At 70.9% G+C, this 24,794-nt stretch carries 31 protein-coding genes and 1 pseudogene; 18 read left to right on the top strand and 14 right to left on the bottom strand.

The features are described 5' to 3' along the window. Positions 1 to 6: 6 nt before the first annotated feature. Genes ACFXJ8_RS37875 through ACFXJ8_RS37855 form a run of 5 tightly spaced genes read left to right on the top strand, consistent with a single transcriptional unit; the run spans position 7 to position 4,631 of the window. Positions 7 to 1,101 carry an ABC transporter permease gene (locus ACFXJ8_RS37875; RefSeq protein ID WP_379649406.1) on the top strand — a complete coding sequence of 365 codons (1,095 nt, stop codon included), beginning with the start codon at positions 7 to 9 and terminating at the stop codon, positions 1,099 to 1,101. Then, positions 1,098 to 1,943, top strand: a complete 846-nt coding sequence (locus ACFXJ8_RS37870) for an ABC transporter permease (RefSeq protein WP_379649404.1) — start codon at positions 1,098 to 1,100, stop codon at positions 1,941 to 1,943. The genes ACFXJ8_RS37875 and ACFXJ8_RS37870 overlap by 4 nt, the downstream gene beginning before the upstream one ends. After that, the gene (locus ACFXJ8_RS37865) at positions 1,943 to 2,767 is read left to right on the top strand and encodes an ABC transporter ATP-binding protein (RefSeq protein WP_379649403.1); all 825 of its coding nucleotides are present in this window, start codon (positions 1,943 to 1,945) and stop codon (positions 2,765 to 2,767) included. Before ACFXJ8_RS37870 ends, ACFXJ8_RS37865 begins: the two co-directional genes overlap by 1 nt. Then, positions 2,764 to 3,675 carry an ABC transporter ATP-binding protein gene (locus tag ACFXJ8_RS37860; protein ID WP_379649401.1) on the top strand — a complete coding sequence of 304 codons (912 nt, stop codon included), beginning with the start codon at positions 2,764 to 2,766 and terminating at the stop codon, positions 3,673 to 3,675. The genes ACFXJ8_RS37865 and ACFXJ8_RS37860 overlap by 4 nt, the downstream gene beginning before the upstream one ends. Further along, entirely contained in the window at positions 3,672 to 4,631 is a 960-nt protein-coding gene (locus ACFXJ8_RS37855; protein ID WP_379649399.1) for a M24 family metallopeptidase, read from the top strand. Before ACFXJ8_RS37860 ends, ACFXJ8_RS37855 begins: the two co-directional genes overlap by 4 nt. A 75-nt stretch (positions 4,632 to 4,706) precedes the next feature. On the opposite strand, the gene ACFXJ8_RS37850 is transcribed toward ACFXJ8_RS37855, so the two are convergent. The 5 genes from ACFXJ8_RS37850 to ACFXJ8_RS37830 all read right to left on the bottom strand — a co-directional run bounded on the left by ACFXJ8_RS37850 (position 4,707) and on the right by ACFXJ8_RS37830 (position 9,534). Continuing rightward, positions 4,707 to 5,582, bottom strand: coding sequence for an aldolase (locus ACFXJ8_RS37850; protein WP_379649397.1), 876 nt, complete (start codon positions 5,580 to 5,582; stop codon positions 4,707 to 4,709). Next, complete coding sequence (locus ACFXJ8_RS37845) at positions 5,579 to 6,466, bottom strand: sugar phosphate isomerase/epimerase family protein (protein ID WP_379649395.1); 888 nt, start codon at positions 6,464 to 6,466, stop codon at positions 5,579 to 5,581. The genes ACFXJ8_RS37850 and ACFXJ8_RS37845 overlap by 4 nt, the downstream gene beginning before the upstream one ends. After that, positions 6,463 to 7,539 carry a Gfo/Idh/MocA family protein gene (locus ACFXJ8_RS37840; protein WP_379649393.1) on the bottom strand — a complete coding sequence of 359 codons (1,077 nt, stop codon included), beginning with the start codon at positions 7,537 to 7,539 and terminating at the stop codon, positions 6,463 to 6,465. Before ACFXJ8_RS37840 ends, ACFXJ8_RS37845 begins: the two co-directional genes overlap by 4 nt. Positions 7,540 to 7,628: 89 nt before the next feature. After that, positions 7,629 to 8,693: a hypothetical protein gene (locus tag ACFXJ8_RS37835; RefSeq protein WP_379649391.1), complete on the bottom strand. Its 1,065-nt coding sequence runs from the start codon at positions 8,691 to 8,693 to the stop codon at positions 7,629 to 7,631. Between the two features lie 19 nt (positions 8,694 to 8,712). Next, a complete protein-coding gene (locus tag ACFXJ8_RS37830) occupies positions 8,713 to 9,534 on the bottom strand; it encodes an MBL fold metallo-hydrolase (protein ID WP_379649389.1) in 822 nt (273 codons plus the stop codon). A gap of 205 nt (positions 9,535 to 9,739) precedes the next feature. Between ACFXJ8_RS37830 and menC the strand changes: the two genes are divergently transcribed. The 4 genes from menC to ACFXJ8_RS37810 all read left to right on the top strand — a co-directional run bounded on the left by menC (position 9,740) and on the right by ACFXJ8_RS37810 (position 13,317). Then, positions 9,740 to 10,843: an o-succinylbenzoate synthase gene (gene menC / locus ACFXJ8_RS37825; protein WP_379649387.1), complete on the top strand. Its 1,104-nt coding sequence runs from the start codon at positions 9,740 to 9,742 to the stop codon at positions 10,841 to 10,843. 91 nt (positions 10,844 to 10,934) lie between these two features. Then, positions 10,935 to 11,963: a dipeptidase gene (locus ACFXJ8_RS37820; RefSeq protein WP_379649385.1), complete on the top strand. Its 1,029-nt coding sequence runs from the start codon at positions 10,935 to 10,937 to the stop codon at positions 11,961 to 11,963. 50 nt (positions 11,964 to 12,013) lie between these two features. Further along, positions 12,014 to 12,748, top strand: a complete 735-nt coding sequence (locus tag ACFXJ8_RS37815) for a GNAT family N-acetyltransferase (RefSeq protein WP_379649384.1) — start codon at positions 12,014 to 12,016, stop codon at positions 12,746 to 12,748. A gap of 41 nt (positions 12,749 to 12,789) precedes the next feature. Then, positions 12,790 to 13,317 carry a universal stress protein gene (locus ACFXJ8_RS37810; RefSeq protein WP_379649382.1) on the top strand — a complete coding sequence of 176 codons (528 nt, stop codon included), beginning with the start codon at positions 12,790 to 12,792 and terminating at the stop codon, positions 13,315 to 13,317. Positions 13,318 to 13,349: 32 nt separating this feature from the next. Here ACFXJ8_RS37810 and ACFXJ8_RS37805 read toward each other — a convergent pair whose 3' ends face one another. The 3 genes from ACFXJ8_RS37805 to ACFXJ8_RS37795 form a co-directional block, all read right to left on the bottom strand. After that, positions 13,350 to 13,580, bottom strand: a complete 231-nt coding sequence (locus ACFXJ8_RS37805) for a hypothetical protein (RefSeq protein WP_379649380.1) — start codon at positions 13,578 to 13,580, stop codon at positions 13,350 to 13,352. Between the two features lie 334 nt (positions 13,581 to 13,914). Beyond that, positions 13,915 to 15,498, bottom strand: a complete 1,584-nt coding sequence (locus ACFXJ8_RS37800; RefSeq protein ID WP_379649378.1) for a PucR family transcriptional regulator — start codon at positions 15,496 to 15,498, stop codon at positions 13,915 to 13,917. Positions 15,499 to 15,502: 4 nt separating this feature from the next. Beyond that, complete coding sequence (locus ACFXJ8_RS37795) at positions 15,503 to 16,093, bottom strand: serine hydrolase (RefSeq protein WP_379649377.1); 591 nt, start codon at positions 16,091 to 16,093, stop codon at positions 15,503 to 15,505. Here ACFXJ8_RS37795 and ACFXJ8_RS37790 point away from each other — a divergent pair. Then, on the top strand, positions 16,070 to 16,231 hold the full coding sequence (locus tag ACFXJ8_RS37790; protein ID WP_379649375.1) for a chromate resistance protein ChrB domain-containing protein: 162 nt from the start codon (positions 16,070 to 16,072) through the stop codon (positions 16,229 to 16,231). The two genes, ACFXJ8_RS37795 and ACFXJ8_RS37790, sit on opposite strands and share 24 nt — an antisense overlap. Positions 16,232 to 16,306: 75 nt before the next feature. On the opposite strand, the gene ACFXJ8_RS37785 is transcribed toward ACFXJ8_RS37790, so the two are convergent. Beyond that, positions 16,307 to 16,483 (bottom strand): recombinase family protein, encoded by a 177-nt coding sequence (locus tag ACFXJ8_RS37785; RefSeq protein WP_379649373.1) that lies wholly within the window; start codon positions 16,481 to 16,483, stop codon positions 16,307 to 16,309. 423 nt (positions 16,484 to 16,906) lie between these two features. Between ACFXJ8_RS37785 and ACFXJ8_RS37780 the strand changes: the two genes are divergently transcribed. Together ACFXJ8_RS37780 and ACFXJ8_RS37775 are read left to right on the top strand one after the other, a co-directional pair. Continuing rightward, positions 16,907 to 17,089, top strand: coding sequence for a hypothetical protein (locus ACFXJ8_RS37780; protein WP_379649372.1), 183 nt, complete (start codon positions 16,907 to 16,909; stop codon positions 17,087 to 17,089). 74 nt (positions 17,090 to 17,163) lie between these two features. After that, positions 17,164 to 17,970: an LLM class flavin-dependent oxidoreductase gene (locus ACFXJ8_RS37775; protein WP_379649371.1), complete on the top strand. Its 807-nt coding sequence runs from the start codon at positions 17,164 to 17,166 to the stop codon at positions 17,968 to 17,970. A 134-nt stretch (positions 17,971 to 18,104) separates the two neighbouring features. Here the strand turns inward: ACFXJ8_RS37775 and ACFXJ8_RS37770 are convergent. Then, positions 18,105 to 18,224: pseudogene (locus ACFXJ8_RS37770) on the bottom strand (IS5/IS1182 family transposase); the annotation flags it as partial. Between ACFXJ8_RS37770 and ACFXJ8_RS37765 the strand changes: the two are divergent. Continuing rightward, on the top strand, positions 18,176 to 18,499 hold the full coding sequence (locus tag ACFXJ8_RS37765; RefSeq protein WP_379649471.1) for an alpha/beta hydrolase family protein: 324 nt from the start codon (positions 18,176 to 18,178) through the stop codon (positions 18,497 to 18,499). The pseudogene ACFXJ8_RS37770 and the gene ACFXJ8_RS37765 overlap by 49 nt on opposite strands. On the opposite strand, the gene ACFXJ8_RS37760 is transcribed toward ACFXJ8_RS37765, so the two are convergent. Further along, positions 18,426 to 19,178 (bottom strand): hypothetical protein, encoded by a 753-nt coding sequence (locus tag ACFXJ8_RS37760; RefSeq protein ID WP_379649369.1) that lies wholly within the window; start codon positions 19,176 to 19,178, stop codon positions 18,426 to 18,428. The two genes, ACFXJ8_RS37765 and ACFXJ8_RS37760, sit on opposite strands and share 74 nt — an antisense overlap. 196 nt (positions 19,179 to 19,374) lie before the next feature. Next, a complete protein-coding gene (locus tag ACFXJ8_RS37755) occupies positions 19,375 to 19,605 on the bottom strand; it encodes a MerR family DNA-binding protein (RefSeq protein WP_379649367.1) in 231 nt (76 codons plus the stop codon). A 35-nt stretch (positions 19,606 to 19,640) separates the two neighbouring features. On the opposite strand from ACFXJ8_RS37755, the gene ACFXJ8_RS37750 reads away from it, so the two are divergent. The 3 genes from ACFXJ8_RS37750 to ACFXJ8_RS37740 all read left to right on the top strand — a co-directional run bounded on the left by ACFXJ8_RS37750 (position 19,641) and on the right by ACFXJ8_RS37740 (position 21,727). Continuing rightward, positions 19,641 to 19,964, top strand: coding sequence for an ArsR/SmtB family transcription factor (locus ACFXJ8_RS37750; RefSeq protein ID WP_379649365.1), 324 nt, complete (start codon positions 19,641 to 19,643; stop codon positions 19,962 to 19,964). An 11-nt stretch (positions 19,965 to 19,975) separates the two neighbouring features. Further along, positions 19,976 to 21,307 carry an alpha/beta fold hydrolase gene (locus ACFXJ8_RS37745; protein WP_379649363.1) on the top strand — a complete coding sequence of 444 codons (1,332 nt, stop codon included), beginning with the start codon at positions 19,976 to 19,978 and terminating at the stop codon, positions 21,305 to 21,307. Between the two features lie 207 nt (positions 21,308 to 21,514). Next, a complete protein-coding gene (locus tag ACFXJ8_RS37740; protein WP_379649361.1) occupies positions 21,515 to 21,727 on the top strand; it encodes a hypothetical protein in 213 nt (70 codons plus the stop codon). Between the two features lie 148 nt (positions 21,728 to 21,875). On the opposite strand, the gene ACFXJ8_RS37735 is transcribed toward ACFXJ8_RS37740, so the two are convergent. Further along, entirely contained in the window at positions 21,876 to 22,133 is a 258-nt protein-coding gene (locus ACFXJ8_RS37735; RefSeq protein ID WP_379649359.1) for a hypothetical protein, read from the bottom strand. Between the two features lie 89 nt (positions 22,134 to 22,222). On the opposite strand from ACFXJ8_RS37735, the gene ACFXJ8_RS37730 reads away from it, so the two are divergent. Together ACFXJ8_RS37730 and ACFXJ8_RS37725 are read left to right on the top strand one after the other, a co-directional pair. Beyond that, positions 22,223 to 22,873, top strand: coding sequence for an HAD family hydrolase (locus tag ACFXJ8_RS37730; protein ID WP_379649357.1), 651 nt, complete (start codon positions 22,223 to 22,225; stop codon positions 22,871 to 22,873). A gap of 556 nt (positions 22,874 to 23,429) precedes the next feature. Next, positions 23,430 to 24,347 (top strand): hypothetical protein, encoded by a 918-nt coding sequence (locus tag ACFXJ8_RS37725; protein WP_379649355.1) that lies wholly within the window; start codon positions 23,430 to 23,432, stop codon positions 24,345 to 24,347. A gap of 171 nt (positions 24,348 to 24,518) precedes the next feature. Here the strand turns inward: ACFXJ8_RS37725 and ACFXJ8_RS37720 are convergent. After that, a partial coding sequence (locus ACFXJ8_RS37720) for a hypothetical protein (protein WP_379649353.1) occupies positions 24,519 to 24,794 on the bottom strand: 276 nt, incomplete at its 5' end.

The raw sequence follows: 24,794 nt of genomic DNA, 5'->3' as shown, positions 1-24,794 counted from the left end.
GCTGAGATGACCGTCTCCGGCGCGAAAGCCCCCGAACGCTCTCCGGCCGCCGCCCCGCGCGGCGGCCGGGCGCGGGGCCGGCATCCGCTGGTCCGCTTCCTGCTGCGCAGGGTGCTCATCGCGATCCTGCTGGCCTGGGGGATCACCCTGGTCACCTTCGTCCTGACGAACCTGGTGCCGGGCGATCCCGCCGCCGCCAACCTGGGCCAGCGCGCCCTCGGCGACCCGGCGATCGTCGCCCAGTGGCGCCAGGAGCACGGGCTGGACAAGCCGCTGCCCCAGCAGTACCTCATCCACCTGCAGGGACTGCTCCAGGGCGATCTCGGCACCAGCCAGCAGAGCCACCGCCCGGTCAGCCAGGACCTGGCCGAGACCGTGCCCGCCACGCTGGAACTGGCGGGCGCGGCGATCCTGGTCTCGCTGGTGCTGGGCGTGGCGTTCGGCGTCGTCGCGGCGCTGCGCAGGGACCGGCTGACCGACCACGCGCTGCGGGTGCTGAGCCTGATCGGCATCTCGGTGCCGACGTTCTGGCTGGCGCTGGTGGCCTTCTACGTGTTCTTCTACCGCCTGCAGCTCACTCCGGGCAGCGGGCGCATCGACCCGGGGCTGACCGCGCCGCCGCCGGTCACCGGCCTGGCGACGGTCGACTCCGCCCTGGCTGGACAGTGGGACGTCTTCGCCAGCGCCGTCGGCCACCTGCTCACCCCGGCACTGGTGCTCGCCCTCTACACGATCGGCCTGCTCACCCGCTTCACCAGGAGCGCGGTGCTGGAGGTGCTGGGCCAGGACTACGTCCGCGCGGCCAGGGCCAAGGGCCTGCCCGGCAGGGTCATCCTGTTCAGGTACGTGCTGCGCTCGGCGCTGGTGCCGATCATCACGGTCGCCGGCCTGGCGTTCGGCAGCCTGCTGTCGGGCACCGTGCTGGTCGAGGCGATCTTCGCCTGGCCGGGCGTCGGGCAGTACGCCTACAAGAGCGCCACCACCCTCGACCTGCCCGCCGTCATGGGCGTGGGCCTGGTCGTCGGCGGCGTCTACCTGGTGATCAACCTGATCGTGGACGTGCTGTACGGCGTCATCGACCCCCGAGTGAGACTCCAGTGACACGACGACTCCCCGAAGCCTGGCGGCAGCCCCTGGCCATCGTCGGCGGGGCCGTGGCGCTCGCCTGGCTGGTGATCGCGCTGGCCGCCCCGTGGCTGGCCCCGCACGACCCGCTCGCGCAGGACCTGCCCAGGCTCGCCGCGCCCGGTCCCGGCCACTGGTTCGGCACCGACCAGCTCGGCCGCGACATCCTCAGCAGGGTCCTGTACGGCGCGCGGGTCTCGATCCCGCTGACGCTGCTGCTGGTGGCGCTGTCGGTGCTGGTCGGCGGCCTGCTCGGCGCGTGCGCCGGATACTTCGGCCGGTGGGTGGACGAGACGATCATGCGGGTGGCCGACCTCGTGTTCGCCTTCCCCACGGTCATCCTGGCCATGGTGGTGGCCGCGGCGCTGGGCGCGAGCCTGGCCAACGCCGTCCTGGCCGTCCTGGTGGTGGCCTGGCCCGCCTATGCCCGTGTCACCCGCGGCCTGGTGCTGGGGGTGCGGGAGCGGGAGTTCGTGCTGAGCGGCAGGCTCCTCGGCTTCTCGGTGTGGCGCTCGCTGCGCGTGGACGTGCTGCCGAACGTCACGGGACCCGTGCTCGTCCTGGCCACCCTCGACATCGGTACGGCGCTGCTGCTGCTGTCCGGGCTGTCGTTCCTCGGCCTGGGCGCCAAGCCGCCCTCCCCCGAGTGGGGCGCGATGGTCGCCGGCGGCGTCGAGGTCTTCGACAGCTGGTGGGTGGCCACCTTCCCCGGCCTGGCGATCCTGACGGTCGTGCTGGCCTTCAACTTCCTCGGCGACACGCTGCGCGACGCCCTCGACCCGCGCACGGCCCGCGCCATCAAGGAGCGTGCCCTGTGATGCTGGAGATCACCGGCCTCAGGGTCGCCATCGGCGGCCGGGACGTCCTCGGCGGCGTCGACCTGTCGCTCCGGCAGGGCCAGGTCCACGGCCTGGCGGGCGAGAGCGGCTCCGGCAAGACCATGACGGGCCTGGCCGTACTCGGGCTGCTGCCGCACGGCGCCCGCGCCACGGGCACGATCGCGCTGGAGGGCAGGGACCTGCTCCGCCTGCCGCCCAAGGAGCTGAACAAGGTGCGCGGCGGCGAGGTCGCCATGGTCTTCCAGGACCCGGCCACCAGCCTGCACCCGATGCTGACCGTCGGCAGGCAGCTGACCGAGCACATGCGCCACCACCTGAAGCTCGGCCGCGCCGAGGCGCGCGAGCGGGCGGTGGAGCTGCTCGGCAAGGTGCGCATCCCCGGCCCGTCCGAGGCGTTCGGCCGCTATCCCCACCAGTTTTCCGGCGGCATGCGGCAGCGCATCGCGATCGCCATCGCGCTGGCCTGCGAGCCCAAGGTGCTGATCGCCGACGAGCCGACGACCGCGCTCGACGTGACCGTGCAGGCGGGCGTCCTGCGGCTGCTGCGCGGGCTCTGCGACGACCTGGGGCTGGCCGTCCTGCTGGTCACCCACGACCTCGGGGTGATGTCGGCGGTGGCCGACCAGGTGAGCGTGATGAAGGACGGCCTGGTGGTGGAGACGGGCCCGCGGGCGCAGGTCCTGCGCTCGCCGTCCCACCCCTACACCCGCTCGCTGCTCGACTCGCTGCCCGACGCGCCCGCCCCGCTGGCCGCGCACGACGTTGACCGGGCTGTTGACGGCTCCACCGAGGAGAGCGCATGACGACGCTGGACATCCGCGACCTGGTGGTGGAGCACCGCTCGCCGGGACGGCCCGTGGTGCGGGCGGTGGCGGGCGCGAGCCTGACTGTCACCCCCGGCGAGGTCGTCGGCCTGGTGGGCGAGTCGGGCTGCGGGAAGTCGACGCTGGCCCGTGCCGTCTGCGGCCTGCACCACGCGGCCGAGGGAGCGATCACCTTCGGCGGCCGCCCGGTCACCCCGCTCGGCCTGCGCAGACGGGCGCTGACCGAGATCCAGATGGTCTTCCAGGACCCCTACGCCTCGCTGAACCCGCGTCGGCGCGTCGGCGACCAGATCGCCGACGGCCTGCGGACGGCGGGCGACACCACGACGGCGCCCGCCGACCTGCTGGAACGCGTCGGCCTGCCGCGTGAGTTCGCCGCCAGGCACCCGCACGAGTTCTCCGGCGGCCAGCGGCAGCGCATCGCGATCGCCAGGGCCCTGGCGGCCAGGCCGCGGCTGCTGATCGGCGACGAGCCGATCTCCGCCCTGGACGCCTCGGCGCAGGCGCAGGTGGCCACGCTGATGCGGGACCTGGCGGTCGACTCGGGCGCCGGGCTGCTGTTCATCAGCCACGACCTGTCGGTGGTACGGCTGATCGCCGACCGGATCGCGGTGATGTACCTGGGCAAGATCGTCGAGGTGGGCCGTACCGAGGAGGTGTGGGCCGACCCGCGCCACCCCTACACGCGCGCGCTGCTGGCCGCCATCCCCCAGCCCGACGGCCTCGGGACGCTGCCGGCCGAGCTGCCCGGCGACGTCCCCGACCCCGCCGACCCGCCGTCCGGCTGCCGCTTCCACCCGCGCTGCCCGCACGTCATGGACGTGTGCAGGGTCAAGGAGCCCGACTTCGGCCCCGCCGCCTGCTGGTTGCACGCACCCGAGAGATGAGGGAGCAGCTCGTCAGGCAGGCGATGGCCGAGGCTGGAGTGGACGCGCTCGTGCTGCGCCCCTCACCCGACTTCCGCTTCCTCGGCGGCACCGGCGACGGGTTCCTGGTGGTCACCGCCGGTGGCCCGGCCGTCGAGACCGGCGACCCCGTGCCGTGCATCCCGCGAGGGGCGCGCAGGGTCGGGGTGGACGACGAGATGCGGGTCGCCGAGCTGTTCGGCATGCGGATCGACGCCGAGCTCATCCCGGCCTCGGCGGTGCTGCGCGACCTGCGCCCCAGGAAGTCGGCCCGGGAGATCGAGGCCGTGGCGCGGGCGGCCGGGGCGGCCGACGCCGTCCTGGCGGCGGCGCGCGAGCTGGCCTGGTTCGGGGCCAGCGAGCGGGAGATGGCGCGCAGGCTGCGGATGCTGCTGATCGAGTCGGGCTGCGAGGAGATCGTGTCGGTACGGGTGGCCGCGGGCGAGCACACCGCGGTGAAGGAGCACCGGCCCACCGATCGCCTCATCAACCCGGGAGACGCGCTGCAGATCGCGGTGTGCGGCAGGTGGGAGGGCCTGTGCGCGGAGGTGGCCAGGGCGTTCGCGGTGGCCGAGCCGCCCGAGGACTTCGAGGCGATGCTGTCGGTGGTGCTCGCCGCGCGCGCCGCGGCCCTCGACGCGGTACGGCCCGGCGCCCCCGCCGAGCGGGTCGCCGCCCGCGCGCGCCAGGTGATCGAGGACAGCGGTTACGGCGGGTTCGCCGACGTCGGCGGCGGTGGCATCGGGTGGGGGCACGAGGAGGGCCCCTCGCTGACCGATCCCGAGCCGCTGGCGGAGGGGATGACGCTGCGCGTGGCGCCGGCCATCTATCTCACGGGGTTGTTCGGCGCGCGGGTGGCCGACACGGTCGCCTGCGCACCCGGCGGCCCCGTCCTGCTCAGCCCCGGCTCCCCCACCCTCCACGTGCTGGACGCCTGACCCTGCGGTTCGGGCCCCGCGCCCGGCGCCCGCCCGGCCTTTCGATCTGGCCGTTCTGGCCGGTCTGGCCGGTCGTCAGAGCAGGGCCACCGCCGCGTCGACGGCCGCGACCACGTCGTCGTCCGGCGGGTACAGCAGCGACCTGCCCACCGCCAGGCCGCGCGCGGTCGGGCAGGCCAGCGCCTTGCGCCACCTGGCGAACACCGCCTCCTGGTCGGAGTCGACCTCGCCGCCGAGGATGACGACGGGCAGCGTGGTGGCCGCCATCACCCGCTCCATGTCATCGACGACCGGCAGCTTCAGCCACGTGTAGGCCGAGGTGGCGCCCAGCCCCGCGGCGATCGCGGCGGACCTGACCACGGCCTCGGTGGTGAGGACGTTGCGCGCCCTGCCGTCGACCCTGCGCGAGACGAACGGCTCGACCATCGCCAGCAGGCCGCGCGAGGCCAGGTCGGTGACGGCTCTCGCGGTGGACTCCAGCGTGTCGACGCTCGCCTGGTCGGCGTAGTCGATCCTGGTCAGCGTCTTGCCGCCGTCGAAGCGCATCGCTGCGATCATGGCCGCGTCGTAGCCGGTGAAGCGGTCGTCCATCTCGAACACCGCGCCCGCCAGGCCGCCGCGGTTCATGGAGCCGATGACGACCTTGCCGTCGAGGGCGCCGAGCAGGAGGAGGTCCTCGAGGATGTCGGGGGTGCCGAGGACGCCGTTGACGCCCGGCCTGGCCAGCGCGGTGCAGAGCCGGTCGAGCAGGTCGAGCCGGTCGCCCATGGCCAGCGGCCGGTCGCCCGCGCCGAGCGCGCCGCGCGCGGGATGGTCGGCGGCGATGACCATGAGCTTGCCGTGCTCGCCGAGCAGGCCGGCGGGGCGGGCGCGGCGGGCGGCGGCCTCGGCGATGGCAGAGGGGCGGCGCGCCCTGGTCTCGATGAGCGCCGCGAGCCTGTCCACGGTCACCGGCGCCCGGCCAGCCAGGTGTGGTTGTGCCGCTGGTCGGCGAGGGTGGCCGCCCACGTCTCGGGGGTGACGGGGGCGCTGTCCTGCTCGATGACGTACCAGCCGTCGTAGCCGTTGGCCCTGAGCTGGGCGAGGAACGGCTCCAGCGCGACGTCGCCCTGGCCGAGCGGGCAGGCGACCTCGCCCCACCACTCGCTCATGCGCACATCGCCCCTGGCCCTGGCGTCCGCGACGACCGCGTGGCGGACGTCCTTGACGTGGACGTGGCCCACCCGGTCGGCGTACTTCTCGGCGTACGCGGCCGGTTCGGCGCCGCCCAGCGCGAAGTGGCCGCTGTCGAGGCAGAGCGCGACGTCGGTCAGCTCCATGAGCGTGTCGATCTCGGCGGCCCGCTCGACGTAGGTGGCGTAGTGGGGGTGGAAGACGGGGCGCACGCCGTACGAGCTGACGACCTCGCAGGCGGCGGCGACGCGCTCGGCCGCGCGGCGCCAGGCGGCCTCATCCCACCCGGAGTCCCACCCGGTGGTGCGCCACGGGTTGGCGCGCAGCGCCTCGTCGCCGTCGTCGGCCAGCACGGCCACCACCTCGGGGTTGCCCGAGGCGGCCAGTTCCTCCAGCGTGTGGCGCATCGAGGCCAGGTCGGCGGCCTGCATCTGCTCCGGCTGCGACAGCTTCAGCGGGACGTAGGCGCCGACGACCGTCAGGCCGTTGTCGGCGAAGGCGCGGGCGGTCTCGTCGGGCGAGCCGAAGAACCCGGGCGGGCCGAGCTCGCTGCCGGTGTAGCCCGCGGCTGCCATGGCCTCCAGCAGCTCGACCGGCTTCATCCCGATGGCGTGACCGCTGTGGACGCCGTAGCTGCAGGGCGCGGACGCGATCTTGGTCAACGAAGGCTCCTGGCGATCTGCTGGAGGGCGGCGGTGTCGTAGGCGGCGCCCATGGCGGTGGACATGACGGGCGCGCCCTCGGTGACGGAGGCGTGGAAGGCGAGCAACTCGTGGAGGAAGCCGGTGCGGTGGTCGGACCGGAACTCGGTGGTGGCGCGCTCGCCGCCCTGGACGGTCTGGACGACCAGCGAGGCGCGGGCGTCGCGCAGGTAGGGGCCGGGCAGGTTCAGGTAGAGGCGGCCCGCGGAGCCGAAGACGGCGATCTCCTCGCCGTAGTCGGGGTAGTCGGGCAGCCAGTTCCACGACAGCGCCAGCTGGGCCTCGCCGAACGTGCCGAGCGCCTGCAGCTGCGGCGGCTCCTCCAGCTTCACGCCCGGCTTGGCACCGGCGGCCTGGGCGTGCGCGATGGTGATCGGCTGCTCGCCGAACAGCGCGCGCAGCACCGACAGTTCGTGCACGACCGAGCCCTGCAGCACGTTGGCGTAGATAGACACGTACGGCTCGCCCAGGTCGCCGACCGCCTCGGCGGCCTTGCGCCGCCCGTAGGCGTCGTCGGGGACCACCGCGTCGCCGTGGCGCAGGAAGCGCTGGTGGTCGAACTGCGGCCGGTCGGCGGGATGCAGCACGGTCACCCGCACCAGCCGGATCGCGCCCAGGTTCGCCAGCTCCGCCCTGGCCCTCGGCATGATCGGGTCGTACATCTTCATGTAGGCCACCTGCAGCACCAGGCCCTTGGCCGCGGCCATCTCATGGAGCTCTTGGCACTCGGCGACGGTGTGCGCGAACGGCTTTTCGGCCAGCACGTGCTTGCCCGCCTCCAGCGCCCTGCGGGTCAGCTCGGCGTGGGTGCCGGGGGTGAGGAGAAGGACCGCGTCGACCTCGGGGTCGGCCAGCACGTCCGCCGCGTCGGTGGAGTGGCGCACGGGCCCGCCGTACTCGGCCGCGACCTGGGCCGCCAGCGTGGGCGACAGATCGCAGACGTGCGTCACCTGGTACTTCTCGCGCAGCGCCTGCAGGTTCTGCAGGTGTACGGCCTGGGCGATGAGGCCGAGACCGATGACGCCGAGGCGCATGGACGTCGCTCCTTGAGTCGGTGGGGGTCAGCTGTTTCTATCGAGTCCCGCGGCGACGTGTCAAACCTTTGTTAAGACATTAGGTGGATCTAACGTATGGTCTCGGCCAGGCGCCTGGCCTCGTCGGCCCAACCGGCCAGGAACATCAGCGCCCGGCCCCGTTCCCGGTAGCGCCGGGTGGCCTCGACGGGCCGCGCGCCGCCGTAGTCGAGCTGCTCACGGTCGACGGCGCGCAGCATGGCGGGCCCGAGCCAGTCGTACTTGATCGCCGAGGCGCAGACGGCCAGCCGGACGAGCCGCTCGTCGCCCCGCCACCCCGCCTCGCGCAGGCCGCGCACGTAGGAGCCGTAGCAGGCGCGGTCGAGGGCGGGCAGGTCGGCGGCGGGCAGGAACAGGTCGAAGACGCTGTCCGGGAGGTGGTTGCCGAGGTCCTCGCCGAGCGCGCCGTCGCCGACGAACGCCCAGTCCAGCAGGACGGTGTCGGGGCCGCGGGACACCAGGTTGTTCGGCCAGACGTCCAGATGGCACAGTGCGCGCGGCAGCGACTCCATCAGGCCGAGGAACCACTCGCGGTCCCTGTGCAGCCTGAGCAGCTCGCCGCGCAGGCCTTCGGGGAAGTGCTCGCGCGCCAGCGGGTGCCGCCAGGCCTCGGCGTCGTCCAGCAGCTCGTACGGCACTGCCTTCGAGCCCACGTAGTCGCGCAGGAACGACCGGCTCAGCCACGGCCGCTCGATCTCGGCCGTGCCGCCCTGCGCTCTGCCGAGCTGGAGCGCCATCAGCGCGTGCCGGTCGAGCGTCCACGGGGCGCCGCTCCGCTCCGAGACGTCCTCCAGGTAGAGGGCCACGTCGCCGTCGTCGCGCTCGACCAGCGCCAGCGGTTCGGGAGCGCGCAGGCCGCTGCCCTTCCACAGCCGGGGCAGCCCTTCGGCGTAGACCTCGGCCTCCCTGCGCCAGTAGTTCCAGTGGCGGGGGTCGTGGGAGGCCTCCCAGCCGGGCCTGCCCTCGTCCGAGCCGGTGAGCACCTTGAGGATCACCGGCCGGTCGCCGGTGATCCGCCAGATCCCCTTGGTCACCGCGTTCGACGCGTTGTGGGTCAGCGGCTGCGACGTCCATTCCGCCCAGCCGAGCACGCCGCGGATCTCTTCGTCGCTCACCTGGAGATCATAGAGAGCCTCAGCCCCAGGACATCTCCCCCGTGGCCACCTTCGCGCCGAGCTCAAGGTTGACCAGTCCGCCGAGCCCCGGATAGCGCCTGGTCATCGCCCTGCGGAGGGTTCTGGCCTGGTCGTCGCGCCGTCTGGCGTCGCGCAGTTCGGTCTCGAAGGCCACGAGGTAGTCGCGGGTGAAGCGGATCACCGAGGCGTCGAGCGGCCCTCCGGTGGCGGCGCGGTGGCCCGGCACGACGTACTCGGGTTCGAGCGCGCTCATCTCGTCCAGCGTCCGCCGCCAGCCCTCGCGCTCCTGCTCCGTGGGGGTGTCGGCGGTCCACAGGTGGACCCCGGCGAACAGGGCGGCCCCGCCGAGGATCGCGCGTCGGTCGGCGTTCCACAGGTAGCCGGTGCGCCACTCGGCGGCCGGGTCGCCGGGCCGTACCTCGAACACGTGGTCCTCGAGCTCCAGACAGCCGCCCAGCAGCGGCTCGGGGACCACCACGTCGGTGGGCAGGTTGCCGCCGAGCTGCTTCCAGATCTCCAGCTTGGAGCGCCACGTGGCCTCGATGTGCTCGACGGTGGCGGGGGTGGCGAGGATGCGGACGTTCGGGAACGCCTGCCTGACCACCTGCAGGCCGAAGTAGTAGTCGGGGTCGGCGGCGCTGACGAAGACGGTCGACAGGTGCTTGCCGCTGTCGAGCACGTCCGCCAGGACGCGGTGTTGCTCGGCCAGCGTGAACTGGCCGTCGATCAGCAGTGCCTGCTGCTCGCCTGCCACCAGGACGGACGTCTTTCCCAGGCCCGTCTCCCCTGCTGTGTGAACGCTGAAGCGCACGTTGGGCATGCCGGGATCCTTCCCGGGCACGGTCAACTGGTAAGGCGGAGTTTCGTCCAGACTTGGTGATTTCGCGGTGTCAGCCGCCCACGCTTTCGCGATCCCTTGGGGTAGGAGACGAAACAACGCCTGTTTTCGGGCTTCCTGCACGAATCCTCGCAGGGTCGTCGTGTCCTAGCGTCGGACGTGACCCCTGCGACGAAGTGGAGACAGAATGAAGATCACCGGAGTGGAGCTGCGACGGATCGCCATGCCGTTGGTCGCGCCCTTCCGCACGTCCTTCGGCACCGAGACCTCCCGAGACGTGCTCCTGGTCAGAGTGGTCACGCCGGATGCCGAGGGGTGGGGCGAGTGCGTGGCGATGTCCGAGCCGCTCTACTCCTCCGAGTACGTCGACGGCGCCGCGCAGGTGATCCGCCGCTTCCTGCTGCCCTCGCTGCCCGACGACGTCGACGCGTACGGCGTGGGCAGGGCCATGGAGCCGGTCAAGGGCCACCGGATGGCGAAGGCGGCGCTGGAGACGGCCGTGCTCGACGCCCAGCTGAGGGCGTCGGGCGAGTCGTTCGGCCGCTTCCTCGGCGCGGCCAGGGACCGGGTCCCGTGCGGGGTGTCGGTCGGCATCATGGACTCCGTCCCGCAACTGCTCGACGCGGTGGGCGGCTACCTGGAGGAGGGCTACGTCAGGATCAAGCTGAAGATCGAGCCGGGCTGGGACGTCGAGCCCGTGCGGGCCGTCAGGGAGCGCTTCGGCGACGACGTGCTCCTGCAGGTGGACGCGAACGCCGCCTACACGCTCGTCGACGCCCAGCGCCTGGCCCAGCTCGACGACTTCGGGCTGCTGCTGATCGAGCAGCCGCTGGCCAACGACGACCTGGTGCAGCACGCCGAGCTGGCCAGGCGGCTGCGCACGCCGATCTGCCTGGACGAGTCGATCGAGTCGGCCGAGCACGCCGCCGCCGCCATCTCGCTGAAGGCCTGCTCGATCATCAACATCAAGCCCGGCAGGATCGGCGGGTACCTGGAGGCGCGGCGCATCCACGACCTGTGCCGGGCGCACGGCATCGCGGTGTGGTGCGGCGGCATGCTGGAGACGGGCCTGGGCCGGGCCGCGAACGTGGCGCTGGCCGCCCTTCCCGGGTTCACGCTGCCCGGCGACACCTCCGCCTCGCGCCGCTACTACGCCACCGACATCACCGAGCCGTTCGAACTGGACGGCGGTCACCTGCACGTGCCCACCGGGCCGGGTCTCGGCGTCGAGCCGGTCAAGGACGTCCTGGACGAGGTGACCACCTCCACGGAGTGGATCAGCCTCGGCTGAGGCGGGCGGTTGGGCTGCCGGACGAAGAACGGCCAGGTCTTGATAGTCCAGGACGAACTGCTCCGGCAGCCCTTGGCATACCGTCACGGTCATGCCGCTGGATCTCCACCACCGCGCCCTTGTCGCGGACACGCACAACGACCTCCTCATCGCCGTCGCCGCCCGCCCCCCGCAGCGCTGGGCGGGTTTCTTCCGCGAGCGGTGGCTGCCGCAACTGCGCGAGGGCGGCGTCGACCTGCAGGTGCTGCCGGTCTTCATCGACGACGCCTTCCGCCCCGAGGGGGCGCTGCGCGAGACGCTCAGGATGATCGAGTGCGCCCACGTCATCGCCGAGGGCAACGCCGACGCCGTCGCGCTGTGCACCGACGCGGCCGAGATCGACGCCGCGCTCGCCGAGGACCGGATCGCGCTGGTGCTGGCCATGGAGAGCATGCCGGGCCTGGACGCCAGCGTGGAGCTGATCTCGACCATGCACCGGCTCGGCGTCCGGGTCGCCTCCATCGCGCACTGGGGCCGCACCCCGCTGGCCGACGGCAGCGGCGAGGACGCCACGGGCAGCGGCCTGACCTCCCACGGCGTCGCCGCGCTGAAGGAGATGGAACGGCTCGGCATCGTCTTCGACCTCTCCCACCTGGGCGCCTCCGGCGTCGCGCACGTGCTGGAACTGGCCACCAGGCCGCTCATCGCGACGCACTCCTCGGCCCGCGCCCTGCGCGACCACCACCGCAACCTCACCGACGACCAGCTGAGTGCGGTCGCCGCGACCGGCGGCGTGGTCTGCGTCAACTTCGTGCCCGACTTCCTGGCCGACGACCCCGCCGACTTCACCCTCGGCAGGCTCGTCGACCACATCGAGCACATCGCCTCCGTCGCGGGCGTCGACCATGTCGGGCTCGGCCCCGACTTCGTCCGCGAGGTGCTCGCCGACACCACCCCGCCCTGCTGCGAGGACCTCGGCTACGGCGAGATCGACCCCATGGCCACCCTGCCGGGGCTGGCGGGCCCGAGCGGCCTGCCGCTCGTCACCGAGACGCTGGTGCGCAGGGGCGTCCCCGAAAAGGACATCCTCAAGATCCTCGGCGGCAACGTCCACCGGCTCCTCGTCGAGGCGCTGCGGTGACCGGGATCGCTCGGATGACGGAAACAGCTGGGACGACGGAGACCGCTGGGATGACCGAGATCAGGGAGCTGCACGGCCTCGACGAGTTCGGCGAGGCCTTCGCGGTGTTCACCGGCATCTGGGGGTTCGAGCAGGGCAACCAGCCGATCAACCCCGAGCTGATGCGCGCGCTGTCGCATGCGGGCAACTACGTGGCGGGCGCATACGAGGACGGGCGGATGGTGGGCGCCTCCGTGGCGTTCTTCGCCGAGGGAGGGGTGCTCCACTCCCACATCACCGGGGCGCTGCTCGGCAGGGGCATCGGGCTCGCGCTCAAGCGCCACCAGCGCGAGTGGGCGCTGGCCCGCGGGATCGACCGCGTCACCTGGACCTACGACCCGCTGGTGCGCCGCAACGCCCACTTCAACCTGGCCAAGCTCGGTGCCAGGCCGGAGGAGTACCTGCCGAGCTTCTACGGCGTCATGGACGACGCCGTCAACAGAGGGGACGAGTCGGACCGGCTCCTGGCGGTGTGGCGGCTGGCCGAGCCGTGCGCGCCGTACACGGTGGAGGGGGCGGTGACGGCGCTGAAGGAGCAGGACGGCAGGCCGGTCATGGGCGACACGGACGCGAAGGTGCTCCTGGTGGCGGTGCCCGCCGATGTCGAGACGCTGCGCAGGCGGGATCCGGGAGCCGCCAAGGCCTGGCGGCACGCGGTTCGCGACGTGCTGGGCGGGCTGCTGGACGACGGCGCCCGGATAACGGGTTTTCATGCCAAGTCCCATTACGTGGTGGAACGGCGGTAAGGGGCGCAGTATGGACGCGTACCTCTCTTGAGGAGGACGCGATGCTACCCGAAGGACCGCGGGTCGTCGTCGGCGTCGACGACACACCCGCCTCGCGCTGGGCGCTGATCTGGGCGGTCGGGGCGGCCCGGCTGCGTGGGATGGCGCTGCTCGCCGTCCATGTCAGCAGGGCGCCCGTGCACCCGTTTCCCGAGGCGCTGCCGTACACGCATGCCGTCAGGCAACTGGAGGATGCCAGGAGCGTCGAGCTCATCCAGAACCTGTTCGACGACATGACGGGCGGCGCGCCGCCCGACATCAGCACGCTCGCCATCGCCAGGCTCGGCGAGCCGGGACCGTTGCTCGTGGAGCTGGCCAGGCCGATCGACCTGCTGGTGGTGGGCAGGGGCCACAGGGGGGCGCTGGACCGGCTGCTGCTGCCGTCCACCCGCCGCTACTGCATCGCCCACGCCCGCTGCCCGCTGGTCATCGTGCCGACCCCGCCGGCCACCGAGACGAGGACGGGAGCCGACTCCGCCTCCCGTCCCGCGTGGATCCGCTGGCTGTCCCCGCGCCACCCCGCTGAGTGAGTCCGCGGGGTGAGTCCGCGCGGGGTGAGCGTTCAGCAGGCGGGCAGGCGCGGTACGGCCGCCGGCAACGCCCGCGTGTAGTCGTGCGCGGGTGCCGCCACCACCTGGTCGGCGGGGCCGTACTCGACGAGACGGCCGTGCCGCATGACCGCGATGTCGTCGGCGACGTAGCGGACCACCGCCAGGTTGTGCGAGATGAACAGCATCGACAGGCCCAGCTCCGCGCGCAACGAGCGCACCAGGTTCAGCAGGGCGCCCTGCACGGACACGTCCAGCGCCGAGGTGATCTCGTCGGCGACCAGCAGGCGCGGCGCCCCGTCGAGCGCGCGGGCGATCGCGACCCGCCGGCGCTGGCCTCCCGACAGCTCGCGGGGGTAGCGGGCGGCCGTCCGCGCGCCAGGCCGAGCAGCCGCTCGACCTCCTGGGCGCTGGGCCTGCGCAGCCCCTCCGCGCCGGACGCCCCGACCGTCATCCGCGGGTTCAGCGAGGCGTAGGGGTCCTGGAAGGCCATCTGGACGCCGCCGCCGTCCTCGATCACCCCCGTGTACGGCACCCTCGCGGGTTTCTTCGTGCTCCGCGACGAAAGGAACCGGTCGTCTAGTGCCGTCGTCCGAAGATGCGCATCATGAGCATGGCGGCCAGCCGGGCCTCGGGGTCGGCGAGGTCGAGTCCGCTGATCTCGGTCAGGCGGCGCAGCCGGTACCTGAAGGTGTTGGCGTGCACGTGGACGACCGCGGCGGCGGCGTTGACGTCGCCGAAGCTGTCGAGGTAGGCGCCGAGCGTGGCGGCCAGCTCCGTGCCGTGCTCGGCGTCGTAGCGCAGCAGCCGGTGGTAGGGCCCGGTCGGCGTCTGCTCCTCGGTCGCGGCCAGGTCGCCCAGTTGCAGCAGCAGCGACTCGAAGTGGACGTCGCTGTAGCCCGCCACCTGCCCCGAGCCGCCACGCGAACGCAGCACGCGCAGCGATCTGTCGGCGTCGGCGCGCGATCTGGCCACCTGGCCCAGGTCGGCGGCCAGCCTGCCGACCCCGATGTTGGCGCTGTGCCGCGGGCCCACCCTGGACAGGAAGCTCTGCGCCACCCGTACGGCCCGCGCCTCCTCCTCGCCGCTGGCGTGCAGCGGCAGGACGGCGTAGGCCACCGAGCCGAGGGGGGCCGCGGCCGCCTTGGGATGGATGGCGCCGACGTGGAGGGCGAGCGCGTCGCAGAAGCGCTGCCTGTCGGATTCCGCCTGGGCCGCGTCGGCCTGCGTCTCGGTGAGCTGCGCGGCCAGCACGCACAGCCGTTCACTGGCCACGCCGAGACGACCCGCGGCCTCGGCGGCGTCCCTTCCACCTTCGAGGATGGTGGACAGCAGGTCGGCCTGCAGCCGTCTGCGGGTGTCGGCGCCCACGCGCCGGCGCAGCAGGTGCAGTGCGACGATCTTGGCGGCGTCGGCGAGCGCCCATTCGCGCTGTTCGCTGAGCGGCTCGTGGACGGCGGCCCAGATGGAACCGAGGATCTCGTCGCCCGACCTGACGGCGATCGCCACTCTCGGCAGGCCCTCGGGCAGCGCGATGTAGACCGAGCCCTGGCTCTGGTAGATCTTGCGGAACCAGCCCTGCTCCTCCAGCATGCGCTGGTACATCTCGGGCACCTGGCGGCCGAGGACGGTGGCGATCCTGCCGGGGTCGGCCTCGTCCTGGCGGCCGGAGAAGGCCAGCACCCGGGCAGAGCGGTCCTCGATCGTCACGGGCGCGTCGAGCAGCGCGCACAGCGCGTTGGCCAGGGAGAACAGATCGTCGGGCGGCTGCTGCCCCGAGGCCGTGAGGTCGTCTTCGGCCAGCACAGAGCGCAGCAGCGCCGCCACCTGTGACCAGGAGGCGGCGCGGGTGAGGCCCAGGACGGCGACGCCGGTCTCCAGCACCCTGGCCCGCACCCGCTCGTCGATCGCGACGGGCTGCTTGACCACGATGCCGGAGGCCGTGCTCGCGGCCTCCAGCAGGTCGCAGATGCTTTCCGCGCCCTCGACCCCCACGCCGAGCAGCAGCCCGCCCGAGGGCAGCAGCAGCTCGTCGAGGGGGTCGTAGATGTGGACGCCGGTGACCTCGGCGTCGAGGTCGCCGGGCGAGGCGGCCACGTCGAGCACCGTGCTGCCCAGGTCGTCGAGGATCCGGCGCAGACTGGCCCGCGGCCGGGTCGTCATCTCCTCACGATAGTGGACGAAGACCGACCTCAGCCGCGTAGCTCGTCGACCGCCTCGCGGGCCGCCGCGCCGATGACGGCGTCCGCCCTGGGCAGGCGGTAGCCGAGGGAGCGCGGCCTGAGATAGACCGCCACGGCGTAGCGTTTCCCGTCGGGGTACTCCACGACGCCCGCCTCGTTGCGGATGCCGAAGATGTGCCCGTCTTGCCGGAGACGCGCACCTCGTCCCCGAAGCCCGACGCGAGCCGGTGCGGCCAGACCTGCCGTCCCATGATCTGCCTGACCTCCTCGCGCGCCTGCGCTGGTCCCGCCTCGTCGCGCCAGATCCCGGCCGGCAGCGTGGTGGTCTCGCGCGGGGTGGAGGCGGAGGTCCTGGCGGGGTCGAGCACCGACAGCACGCGCAGGGCCTCGGGCTCGGCGCGGGCCACCTCCTCCCACGAGGTCACGCCGAGGTCGGTCAGGACCGTGCCCAGCAGTGTCGCGCAGCCGCCGATCAGGCGGGTGGAGGTGAGGCCGAGGCCCGCGAGGGTGGCGTTGACGCGGTCCAGGCCCAGTATCGGACAAGATCGAATGTGGAGCTGGCCGAGATCGTGCATGAGGCCGACATCGACGATGAGCGCTTTGACGCGCCCGAGGCGCCCGGTCTCGATGTCGCCCTGTGCGGCGTGTCGATGGTCTGCGGCGACGGCCGAGTTCTGGATCTGACCGGCCCGCTGTTTGACGGAGCTGTATGAGTTCTTCCGCCGCCAGCTGCTGTTCGGCAGGGAGCCCGCGTGAGTGCCGCCCGGTCGATCTTCGCAGCGCAGGCCTTACGCGGTCTGGCGTACGGCCTGGCCGCCGTCCAGCTCGCCACGCTGCTGCGGGCTCGCCTTGTCGAAGAACGACTTCGCGCACCCCGCCGCCGACAACGCCGCCTGCTGCCGGGCCAAGTTCTGCTCTGGCGTGGACACCCGGCCGTAGCCGACGAGGACACCGGACAGCGGCACGGTGCGAGGAGATCGGCCGGCGAGCCGGCGGGGGCGAGTTCCATGCCCGCGATGGTGTCCGGAAACCGGGTGTCGGTGTTGTTGGACAGGTCGTACAGCCCCGCGTGCGAGTAGAACGCTTCACTCATGAAGCGCCTCCTCCTTCCGACTCATCCGCAGCGGCCTGCAGATTCAAGCGTGTGCGCCACAGCCGCGACAACAGCTTTACCGTCATCCGCGCCAACCTCCGCTTCGCCGCGGTGATGACCCGCCACACCAAGATCAAAAGCTAATCGTTGGTTTTTGCTGGAAGCTACGGGCGGGCCTGTCCCCCAAGAAGCCGTTCGCCGAACGCAGCACGGGCGACAGCCCTGCAGACCCGGGCGCGGACCGTGACCGCGCCTGGCTGATCCAGATGATGGCCGCCCGATCGAGGGAGAGCCGATGGCCGCCGCGATGACCAGCGCGCCCGCGTTGCGTCGTGCGAAGGCCTTCGGCGGCCGCCGCGACGAAACCGCCCCGACCAGCCCGGCCTGCCCGGTCTGCGCTGGTCGGATCGAGCAGGCCCGCACCGGCCGACCCGCCCGCCAGGGGCTTGATCGACAACAGAACGGCCAGGGGCGTTAGCAGGCCGACGGGGCGCCGCGCTGCGCGATCGCGGCACCCCCAGAACTGTCGGTGCCGGGTGCTTGGGTGGGGGCATGCGCTACGGCATCGACGTCGCGATCCTCGGTGACCTCGCGGAGCCGGCACACCTGGTCACCCTCGCCCGCGAGGCCGAGGCCGCCGGGTGGGACGCCGTGCTGGTGTGGGACCACTTGGCCTTCACCTGGGGCATGCCATCGGCCGACCCGTGGGTGACGCTGGCCGCGGCGGCGCAGGCGACCTCGCGCATCAGGCTGGGCACGGCGGTGACGGCCGTGGCCCGGCACCGCCCGGAAAGGCTGGCCCAGACGGTGGCGACGCTCGACAGGCTGAGCGGCGGCCGCGCGATCCTGGGCGCCGGGCTGGGCGGCGTGAGGCAGGAGTTCACCGCCTTCGACTCAACGCGTCCCGGCGGGGTCGTGCTCGACGAGGCACTCGACGTGATGGTCTCGCTCTGGTCCGGCGAGGAGGTGCACCACCGGGGCGCTCATTACACCGTCGACGGGGTGCGGCTCGCGCCGCTGCCCCTCCAGCGGCCCCGGGTGCCGGTGTGGGTCGGCGGCACGGCTCCGGGTGCCCTTCGGCGTGCCGCCCGCTGGGACGGCTGGATCGTCGTCGGCGACGACCAGGAGGGCCACATGACGCTTTCACCCGACTCCCTGGCCGCCCAGGTCAGCGAGCTGCGCCGGCACCGGGCAAACGCGGGCGACCCCGACGTGGCGGTCATCGGGGTGAGCGAGCCAGGCTCGTCGGTCCGGGCCTACGCCGACGCGGGCGCCACGTGGTGGCTGGAGCACCTCCACAGCTACCGGGGGTCGATGGAACGACTGGTGCGGCGCGTCAAGGCGGGCCCGCCCGTGTGAAGCACCTGCGGTGCGCGCGTGGCTCAGGACAGCTCGATGCACAGGCTCACAGCGTCCCGGCGTGCCAAGGCGGTCTGCGAGATCGCCTCGCCGGCCGCCGGAACGCTTCCCGCGGCCAGGTCGACTAAGAGGGCCTAACGCAATGAGATAAGGCGGCGCCAGCAGATGAGCGCGCAGGCCAGGCCGAGGTATGCCTCGTGGATGTCTGCGCGGATCTCCCAGCGGATGCGCGGGCGGCGAAAGGCGTGCAAGAAATGTACGGCACGCCTCCGCCTTCAAACCGCCGATCCTGATATTTGCTGACACGGACGACACGGGGGTGCCGATCGGGCCCGCGCTGGAGCTCGCCAGAGCCCGGCCCGATCTCGTCACCCTCGTCCAGACCAGCGGCGGAGGGCACGTGGGGTCATGGAATGTGAATCCCGCCGCCTACGAGAAGGCGTCGGAGGAGTTCGTCACGCGACCTTGGACTCCGGCGCCTTCCAGGTGTTGCACGCGCCCGGAGTGCCCTTGGTGTAGCCCTGCGTGAACCAGGAGAGGTCGTTGGCGCTGAGCTTGTCCTTGCTGAAGCGGTCGCGCCAGTGCTTATCCTTCGGCGTGGGCTCCTCGGCCTTCAGCGTGGCCTTCCAGTTCTTCGACTTTCCACCCAGGGCCTTGAGCGTCACGCCGGACAGGCACAGCCGCTGCATGTCGAAGCGACGCCCCTGCTCCTCCAGCTGCTTCTCATCGGCGTCGTTCGGCATGCCCCAGTAGGCCGCACCGATGCCCGTCTGGCCCATGACCACACCGCTCCAGGCCTGGGCGACCTGGGTGAGGATCGGCAGGTCGTCCTTGGCGCTGATCCAGTCGGCGCCGAGCTGAATCTGGAGCTGGGTGTAGCAGCTGGTGACGAACGAGCCGGTGATCTCTATGCCGTTGTAGCAGGAGCCCTTGTCGTGAGTGGCCTTGATATCGGTCTTGACCGGCTTGAAGTCAGGGATGAACGGCCCCCAGGCGTCGTTCAGGCAGCCGACGAGGGTGTTCAGATATTTGGTGGTCGAGGACTTCGTCGTGCCTTTGCTCAGCTTGCAGCTGATCTTGGGGAGCTTGCCCTTCTTGTACAGGGCGTTGTGGGTCAGCTCGGGGACGCCCTTGACCGGGTAGGCGGCTGCCGCACCGGAGAACGCCATCAGTCCGGCCGCCGTGGCAGCCAGCACGCGGATCATCATGAAGCGGGATGTTAGGGGCAGAAGCTTGGCACGGTCTACACAGATCAGGAGACCTTGGAGCTGGGCACCGTCCAGGTGTTGCAGGCGCCGGAGCCGCCCGCCTCGGGTTGGGGTCTTGGGACTATCCGGCCGGAATTGAACGATAAGCCTCCGCCGCAGGTCAGGGGTTGTTCGACTTGGGTGAGGTGCTGGTCGATCAGGTCGGTGACGTGCTCGCAGGGGCTGCTTGGCCACCGTCCCGGATGGCCGGGACGCTGCGGATCTCGGCGAGGGTGAGGCCGGCGGCCTGGGCGTCGCGGATGAAGGCCAGTCGCGGGATGGCTTCTTGTGGGTAGTTGCGGTATCCGGAGGTCCACAGACGCGGGAAGTCAAAATCCTGGACGGACAGGCCCCACAGACGATCGGCGCCCTGGCGCAGTACATACACTTGAACATATATACACCGTCATGTATGTTCGGGGTGTGGTCAACAGCGTGCAACTGCGAATGACGGCGATCTCGGAGCCGAACCGGTTCCGGATCGTCGAGTTGCTCAGGGACGGCCCGCGGTCAGTGGGTGACATCGTCGAGGCGCTGAGCCTGGGCCAACCGCAGGTGTCCCGGCATCTGCGGCTGCTGTCCGAGGCGGGCGTGGTCGAGGTCACCAAGCGGGCACAGCAGCGGATTTACCGGCTGTACCCGGGCGCGATGCGTGAGCTGAGTGACTGGGTGCAGGGGTTCGCCGTTCTGTGGTCGGAGCGGATGGATCGCCTCGGCGCCTTTCTCGACGACACGGCCGATCAATGAGGAGCTTGAGCATGTCCCCAGACACCGCAGACGGGATCGTGGTCGATAGGTCGGCCAACACCCTCCACATCAGCCGCACCTACGCGGCCGAGGTTGAGCGTGTGTGGTGGGCCTGGACGGACGCCGAGGCGGTCACTCGCTGGTGGGGGCCGCAGAGGTGGGCCGCGACCGTGTACGAGATGGACGTGCGGCCGGGAGGACGCTGGCGCTTCGAGATCGCGCCAGCGGATGGCTCGGCCGCGCCGGTGCGCAGCATCGCCACCTACACCACCGTCGTCGATCGTTGCGAGCTCGCCTACGACGACGTGTTCGCCGACGCGGCGTGGCAGCCCGACGGCACGGGCACCTTCCCGACTTCGGTCACCTTCACCTCCACCGGCAACGGCTGCATCGTCTCCGTCGCCGCGAGCTTCCCCGACAGCCAAGCACTGCAACGGGCCGTCGAACTCCAGATGGCCGACGGCTACGCCGAAGCCCTCGACCGGCTCGGCGGCCTGCTGGACGGCCCATCAACCAACGAAGGAGAAACGATCATGCCCGAACTTTCCACCATCACCTCCGCCGACGGCACCACGATCGCGTACAAGAAGACCGGGTCCGGCCCGGCCATCATCGTGATCAGCAATGTCGCCGAAGACCACACCGGCGTCGCGGGCGTGGCCGAGGCGTTGTCCAAGGACTTCACCGTGATCAGCTTCGACCGGCGCGGCCGCGGGGCCAGCGGCGATCCGCAGCCCTACGACCCGGCGCGCGAGATCGAAGACATCGCCGCGCTCATCGAGGTCGCGGGCGGCTCCGCGGCCCTGACCAGCGGTTCCGGTGGGTGCGGGCTGACCTTGGACGCGGCGAGCGCGCTGGGTGACAAGGTGACGGGACTCTACCTGTACGAGCCGCCGTTCATCGTCGACGACTCCAAGCCCCCGGCGCCCGCCGACTACGTCGAACACCAGAACGCCCTGGTCGCGGCGGGTAAGCGCAGCGAAGCCGTCGAATACTTCATGACCGAGATGATCGGTGTCCCGGCCGAGTACATCCCGGCGATGAAGCAGGACCCCTCCTGGGAGGCCATGGTCAAGTACGCCCACACCTACGCCTACGACGGCCAGATCATGCGTGGGCTCCAGGACGGTAAGCCACTGCCCACCGACCGCTGGTCGATCAAGGCACCGATCGCGGTTGCCGTCGGTGGCAACGGCGAGGCCTTCATACGCGTCGGCGCCCAGGCGCTGGCCGCGATCCTGCCGAACATGACCGTGCTGACGCTCGCCGACCAGGATCACTCCGCCTTCTGGATGGCCCCTGAGCCGGTCGCAGACCAGGCCCGCACGTTCCTGCTCGGCTGACGACCACAGGCCTGGCGGCCATGTGGGAGAACACCGTCGCCCACGCTCGCCACCCTACGGTGATCTACTCGAGCATCTCGGACGCGGACCAAACGCGCCAAGACACTGCACCTGGGAACCGCGAACTACTGCTGGTTCACCGATCCTTCCCGAGCTCTCTGTCTCAAGCTCGCCGGCACTCTCACCGCCGACAAACCTCTGGCCGGGATGTGTGACTCCGCCCGCTGCCCACAGGCCACCCACCACCCCTGCCACCGGCCCGTCTGGGCTGAGACCGCCACCACCACCAAAGCCTTCCTCACCCAGCTCAGCCCGACCCGCAGGACCGAGCGGGCCCGGCTTGAGGCCGACTACAGCAGAGCCCAGCGCGTCCTCGCCGAGATCGACGCGACCGCCCAGAACGCAGGTCAGGAACAGTAAGCATGCGGCTCAGTGCTGAGCAGCGCAAAGAGAACGAGCGCCGGATCCGGGACGTCATGGACTCGCTGCTGAGCGGGGCGATCCCCGCGGACGGAAAATGCGACGTCAAGGCCCTCGCCCGAGAATCGAACGTGGACCGCACAGCCTTCTACGGCACCCGGCCCTGCGCCCACCTCCGCGAAGAGTTCGAGCCCCGGCTCCAAACCCAGCTCTCCAGGCAGGCGGCTTCCCCGACCGGCGCGACGCCCAGATCCAGCGGCTCAAAGCCGAGATCGACGCGCTCAGAGAACGGCTGACCCACCGAGACCAGACGATCGCCGACCTTTCCGCCTTCAAGACCCAAGCACTCTCCCAGCTCGCCGCCCAGCACGAGGAGATCCAGCGACTCCGCCGACAAGACGATCACAACAACCGAGTACGGCGCCTGGTGCCCCGAAGCCCCTCAACCGGACCATGCAGCTGACACGGGCGACCACTCCTCCCTACGCTGACCGGATGATCAATCCGATTGAGCTCGTCATTTTCGACTGCGACGGCGTGCTCATCGACAGCGAACGCATAGCCGTGCGCCTCCACGTCGCCGTGGGCGCCGAGCTGGGCTGGCCGCTGACCGAAGCCGAGGTGATCGAAAAGTTCATCGGCCGGTCGATCGTCTCCAACGGAGAGCAAATCACCGCTCGAGTAGGTCCGAGCCGGGCCACGCTCTGGTTGGAGAGATTCGAGCAACTCCACCGCGCGGCCGTCGATGCCGAACTCACCCTGGTTGATGGCATCCTCGAAGTCCTCGACACCCTCACGCTTCCCAGCTGCGTCGCCTCTGGCGGCAGTCACGACACGATGCGCCACACCCTGGGCCACACCGGGATCTACCGATACTTCGAAGGCCGCATCTTCAGCGCCAGTGAGGTCGCCCACGGCAAACCGGCCCCCGACTTGTTCCTGCACGCCGCCAAGCAGATGGGCGTCCACCCGTCGGCCTGCATCGTCGTCGAGGACAGCAAATACGGAATCCAGGCAGCCCGCGCTGCCGGCATGCGCGCCCTTGGATACACCGGCGGACTCACGCCCGCGCAATGGCTCGAAGGACCGAACACAACGGTCTTCGACGACATGCGCAAACTCCCGGGACTCCTCGCAGGAGCCTGACTGACCATGACCTCGCGCGTTGTGATCCGCATCACATACTCAACCGCGAATCACAACACGCCCCTGCCCGAGGGCGTTGCAGCGGGGTGCCACAACTTCGACAGGTCAATCGCCACACGAACTCATCCGAACACGGACGGTGCGCGGACAAGCCATTCGGCGCTCACGCACGCCGCCGAAGACGGCGCTAACGCCTCCACGCTGCTGGCCTACTCCGGGCACACCTCCGTCGCATCCCTTGCCCGCTACGCCCGCGTCTCACCCGAAGCCCTCGCCCGCTGGCAAGAAGGCCGCGACCCCGCAACACGCCGACGCTGAACTCCCTCCCGAACCCGATAAGACATCGAGTCCCGCCAAAGGTTCGCTGGATCATGGAGCGCACCCTCGCCAGGCCAGCCGCCTCTCGGCGGCTTCCGTATCTGCGTCCTGGCGATCAAGACGCCAGCCACCACGCCCAGCCTGCTGCGCCGTACGGATAGAAGCTGGGGGATCTCCTGGTCGAGCAGCGGTCAGCCATGGCGATGGCATGTCGGCATATGCCTTCATAATCCTCGCTATGAGGAAATCGTTGATGGCCATGATGGCGACTGTCGTGGTCATCCCGGCTGCCCCGGCGCAGGCGGTATCGGTTGATGTGGTGGGTGCGGTCAGGAAGCTGATCGCCGGCGGGGCCTCTGTGCGGGTCACGCAGTTGGCGAGCGCGGTGATGCCGCATGACCCCCGGATGGATGATCTGCCTCGCGGTTCGTTCCCGACCACCAAGTTCTACGTCACGACCAAGGGGAACCTGCGGCTTGGCGGCTCTGGGATCGCGGGCTCTGACCTGCGGCGGGCGGTCCGAGCGAACTACTGGCACGTGCGCTTCCTCAAGGAGGATGCCGCCAACGGTGATCAACGGGACGCGGATCTGGTCAAGCTGTTCACCAGTCCGCAGCGGTTGCGAACGGTCGGCGGGGCGCTGTACGCCGACGGGCTCGCGTACGGGCGCAAGGGATGGGTGAACCTGGGCAAAGCGTCAGGTGGAGCCGCGCTTTACGGCGATCAGGTCATCGACGTCTTCGAGCTGCCCACGCTGAAAGCCCTCGTCGGTAAGGCCACCCTCGATAGGGCATCCGGCGGAGTCTTCGATGCCGACGACCGGGCGGTCAAGAAGACCTGGAGCTTCCGGGGGACGATCACGCTGGGTGAGTTGTTCAAGCTGTCGCCCGCTTTCCGTGAGATGGTCGGCGGGCCGCTCAACCCGGGGATGCGAGGCCTCACCCTGATGTGGGGGATTGCCACCGATCTCAGCGGACGCCCCATCATGGTCCAGACGGTGCTGAGGATGGGGAAGGAACACGCGAAAAACGCAATCTGGGACATGGTCTCGAACACCCGGTTAAGTTGGGACGCGAAGGCGACCATCTCGGCGCCCGCGGCGGTGCGGGTCAAGCGGGTGCCCTTCGGGGACGACATCACCGACTTCTTCGAGTGAGCCTTGTCAGCCCGGCGGCCACGACCGCCGGGCTTTGCATTGCGGGGTTAGCCGGGTGTACGTGCGATAAGAGTGGGCCTGGCCTGGCCCCTCAGAGGGCGGTTCGCGAGTTGATGTCCCTTTGATCGCTTGCGCTGCAGGAGGAGAGCAGGCCACGGGCTCGTTGCCGGGCTACGGACGCGGCTGAGTGAACAATCCCGGCTCGGTCTCCACGAGTATGCCGAGGCTGACCAGGCGTTTGAGCTTGGCGCGGGTGTTCTCGATGTTCTTACGCTCCAGGGGCAGGTCCAGGGCCAGGCAGAGGTCACGTGCTCGTGTGGGCTGGCCGGTGCCGGTCATGAGGGTGAGAATCTGCTGGTAGGCGGGGTGATCAGGGACCACGGGAACCGGTGGCGGCGCCAGTGCCGGACGGGGCTCGGCGGCCAGGACGAGCAGGGTCTTGCGGGT

Source organism: Nonomuraea sp. NPDC059194 (genome assembly GCF_042754765.1).
Lineage (GTDB): Bacteria > Actinomycetota > Actinomycetes > Streptosporangiales > Streptosporangiaceae > Nonomuraea.
Note: the sequence above shows the minus strand (reverse complement) of the source record. Positions and strands in the feature narration are given on the sequence as shown.

Excerpts from the sequence above, each read along its gene's own strand:
- ACFXJ8_RS37810 (WP_379649382.1), top strand. The coding sequence starts at position 12,790 with ATGCTACCCGAAGGACCGCGGGTCGTCGTCGGCGTCGACGACACACCC.
- ACFXJ8_RS37745 (WP_379649363.1), top strand. The coding sequence starts at position 19,976 with ATGTCCCCAGACACCGCAGACGGGATCGTGGTCGATAGGTCGGCCAAC.
- ACFXJ8_RS37730 (WP_379649357.1), top strand. The coding sequence starts at position 22,223 with ATGATCAATCCGATTGAGCTCGTCATTTTCGACTGCGACGGCGTGCTC.
- ACFXJ8_RS37830 (WP_379649389.1), bottom strand. The coding sequence starts at position 9,534 with ATGCCCAACGTGCGCTTCAGCGTTCACACAGCAGGGGAGACGGGCCTG.
- ACFXJ8_RS37820 (WP_379649385.1), top strand. The coding sequence starts at position 10,935 with ATGCCGCTGGATCTCCACCACCGCGCCCTTGTCGCGGACACGCACAAC.
- ACFXJ8_RS37815 (WP_379649384.1), top strand. The coding sequence starts at position 12,014 with ATGACCGAGATCAGGGAGCTGCACGGCCTCGACGAGTTCGGCGAGGCC.
- ACFXJ8_RS37840 (WP_379649393.1), bottom strand. The coding sequence starts at position 7,539 with ATGCGCCTCGGCGTCATCGGTCTCGGCCTCATCGCCCAGGCCGTACAC.
- ACFXJ8_RS37800 (WP_379649378.1), bottom strand. The coding sequence starts at position 15,498 with ATGACGACCCGGCCGCGGGCCAGTCTGCGCCGGATCCTCGACGACCTG.
- menC (WP_379649387.1), top strand. The coding sequence starts at position 9,740 with ATGAAGATCACCGGAGTGGAGCTGCGACGGATCGCCATGCCGTTGGTC.
- ACFXJ8_RS37780 (WP_379649372.1), top strand. The coding sequence starts at position 16,907 with ATGGCCGCCGCGATGACCAGCGCGCCCGCGTTGCGTCGTGCGAAGGCC.
- ACFXJ8_RS37740 (WP_379649361.1), top strand. The coding sequence starts at position 21,515 with ATGTGTGACTCCGCCCGCTGCCCACAGGCCACCCACCACCCCTGCCAC.
- ACFXJ8_RS37855 (WP_379649399.1), top strand. The coding sequence starts at position 3,672 with ATGAGGGAGCAGCTCGTCAGGCAGGCGATGGCCGAGGCTGGAGTGGAC.
- ACFXJ8_RS37865 (WP_379649403.1), top strand. The coding sequence starts at position 1,943 with ATGCTGGAGATCACCGGCCTCAGGGTCGCCATCGGCGGCCGGGACGTC.
- ACFXJ8_RS37725 (WP_379649355.1), top strand. The coding sequence starts at position 23,430 with ATGAGGAAATCGTTGATGGCCATGATGGCGACTGTCGTGGTCATCCCG.
- ACFXJ8_RS37875 (WP_379649406.1), top strand. The coding sequence starts at position 7 with ATGACCGTCTCCGGCGCGAAAGCCCCCGAACGCTCTCCGGCCGCCGCC.
- ACFXJ8_RS37795 (WP_379649377.1), bottom strand. The coding sequence starts at position 16,093 with ATGCACGATCTCGGCCAGCTCCACATTCGATCTTGTCCGATACTGGGC.
- ACFXJ8_RS37775 (WP_379649371.1), top strand. The coding sequence starts at position 17,164 with ATGCGCTACGGCATCGACGTCGCGATCCTCGGTGACCTCGCGGAGCCG.
- ACFXJ8_RS37760 (WP_379649369.1), bottom strand. The coding sequence starts at position 19,178 with ATGATGATCCGCGTGCTGGCTGCCACGGCGGCCGGACTGATGGCGTTC.
- ACFXJ8_RS37860 (WP_379649401.1), top strand. The coding sequence starts at position 2,764 with ATGACGACGCTGGACATCCGCGACCTGGTGGTGGAGCACCGCTCGCCG.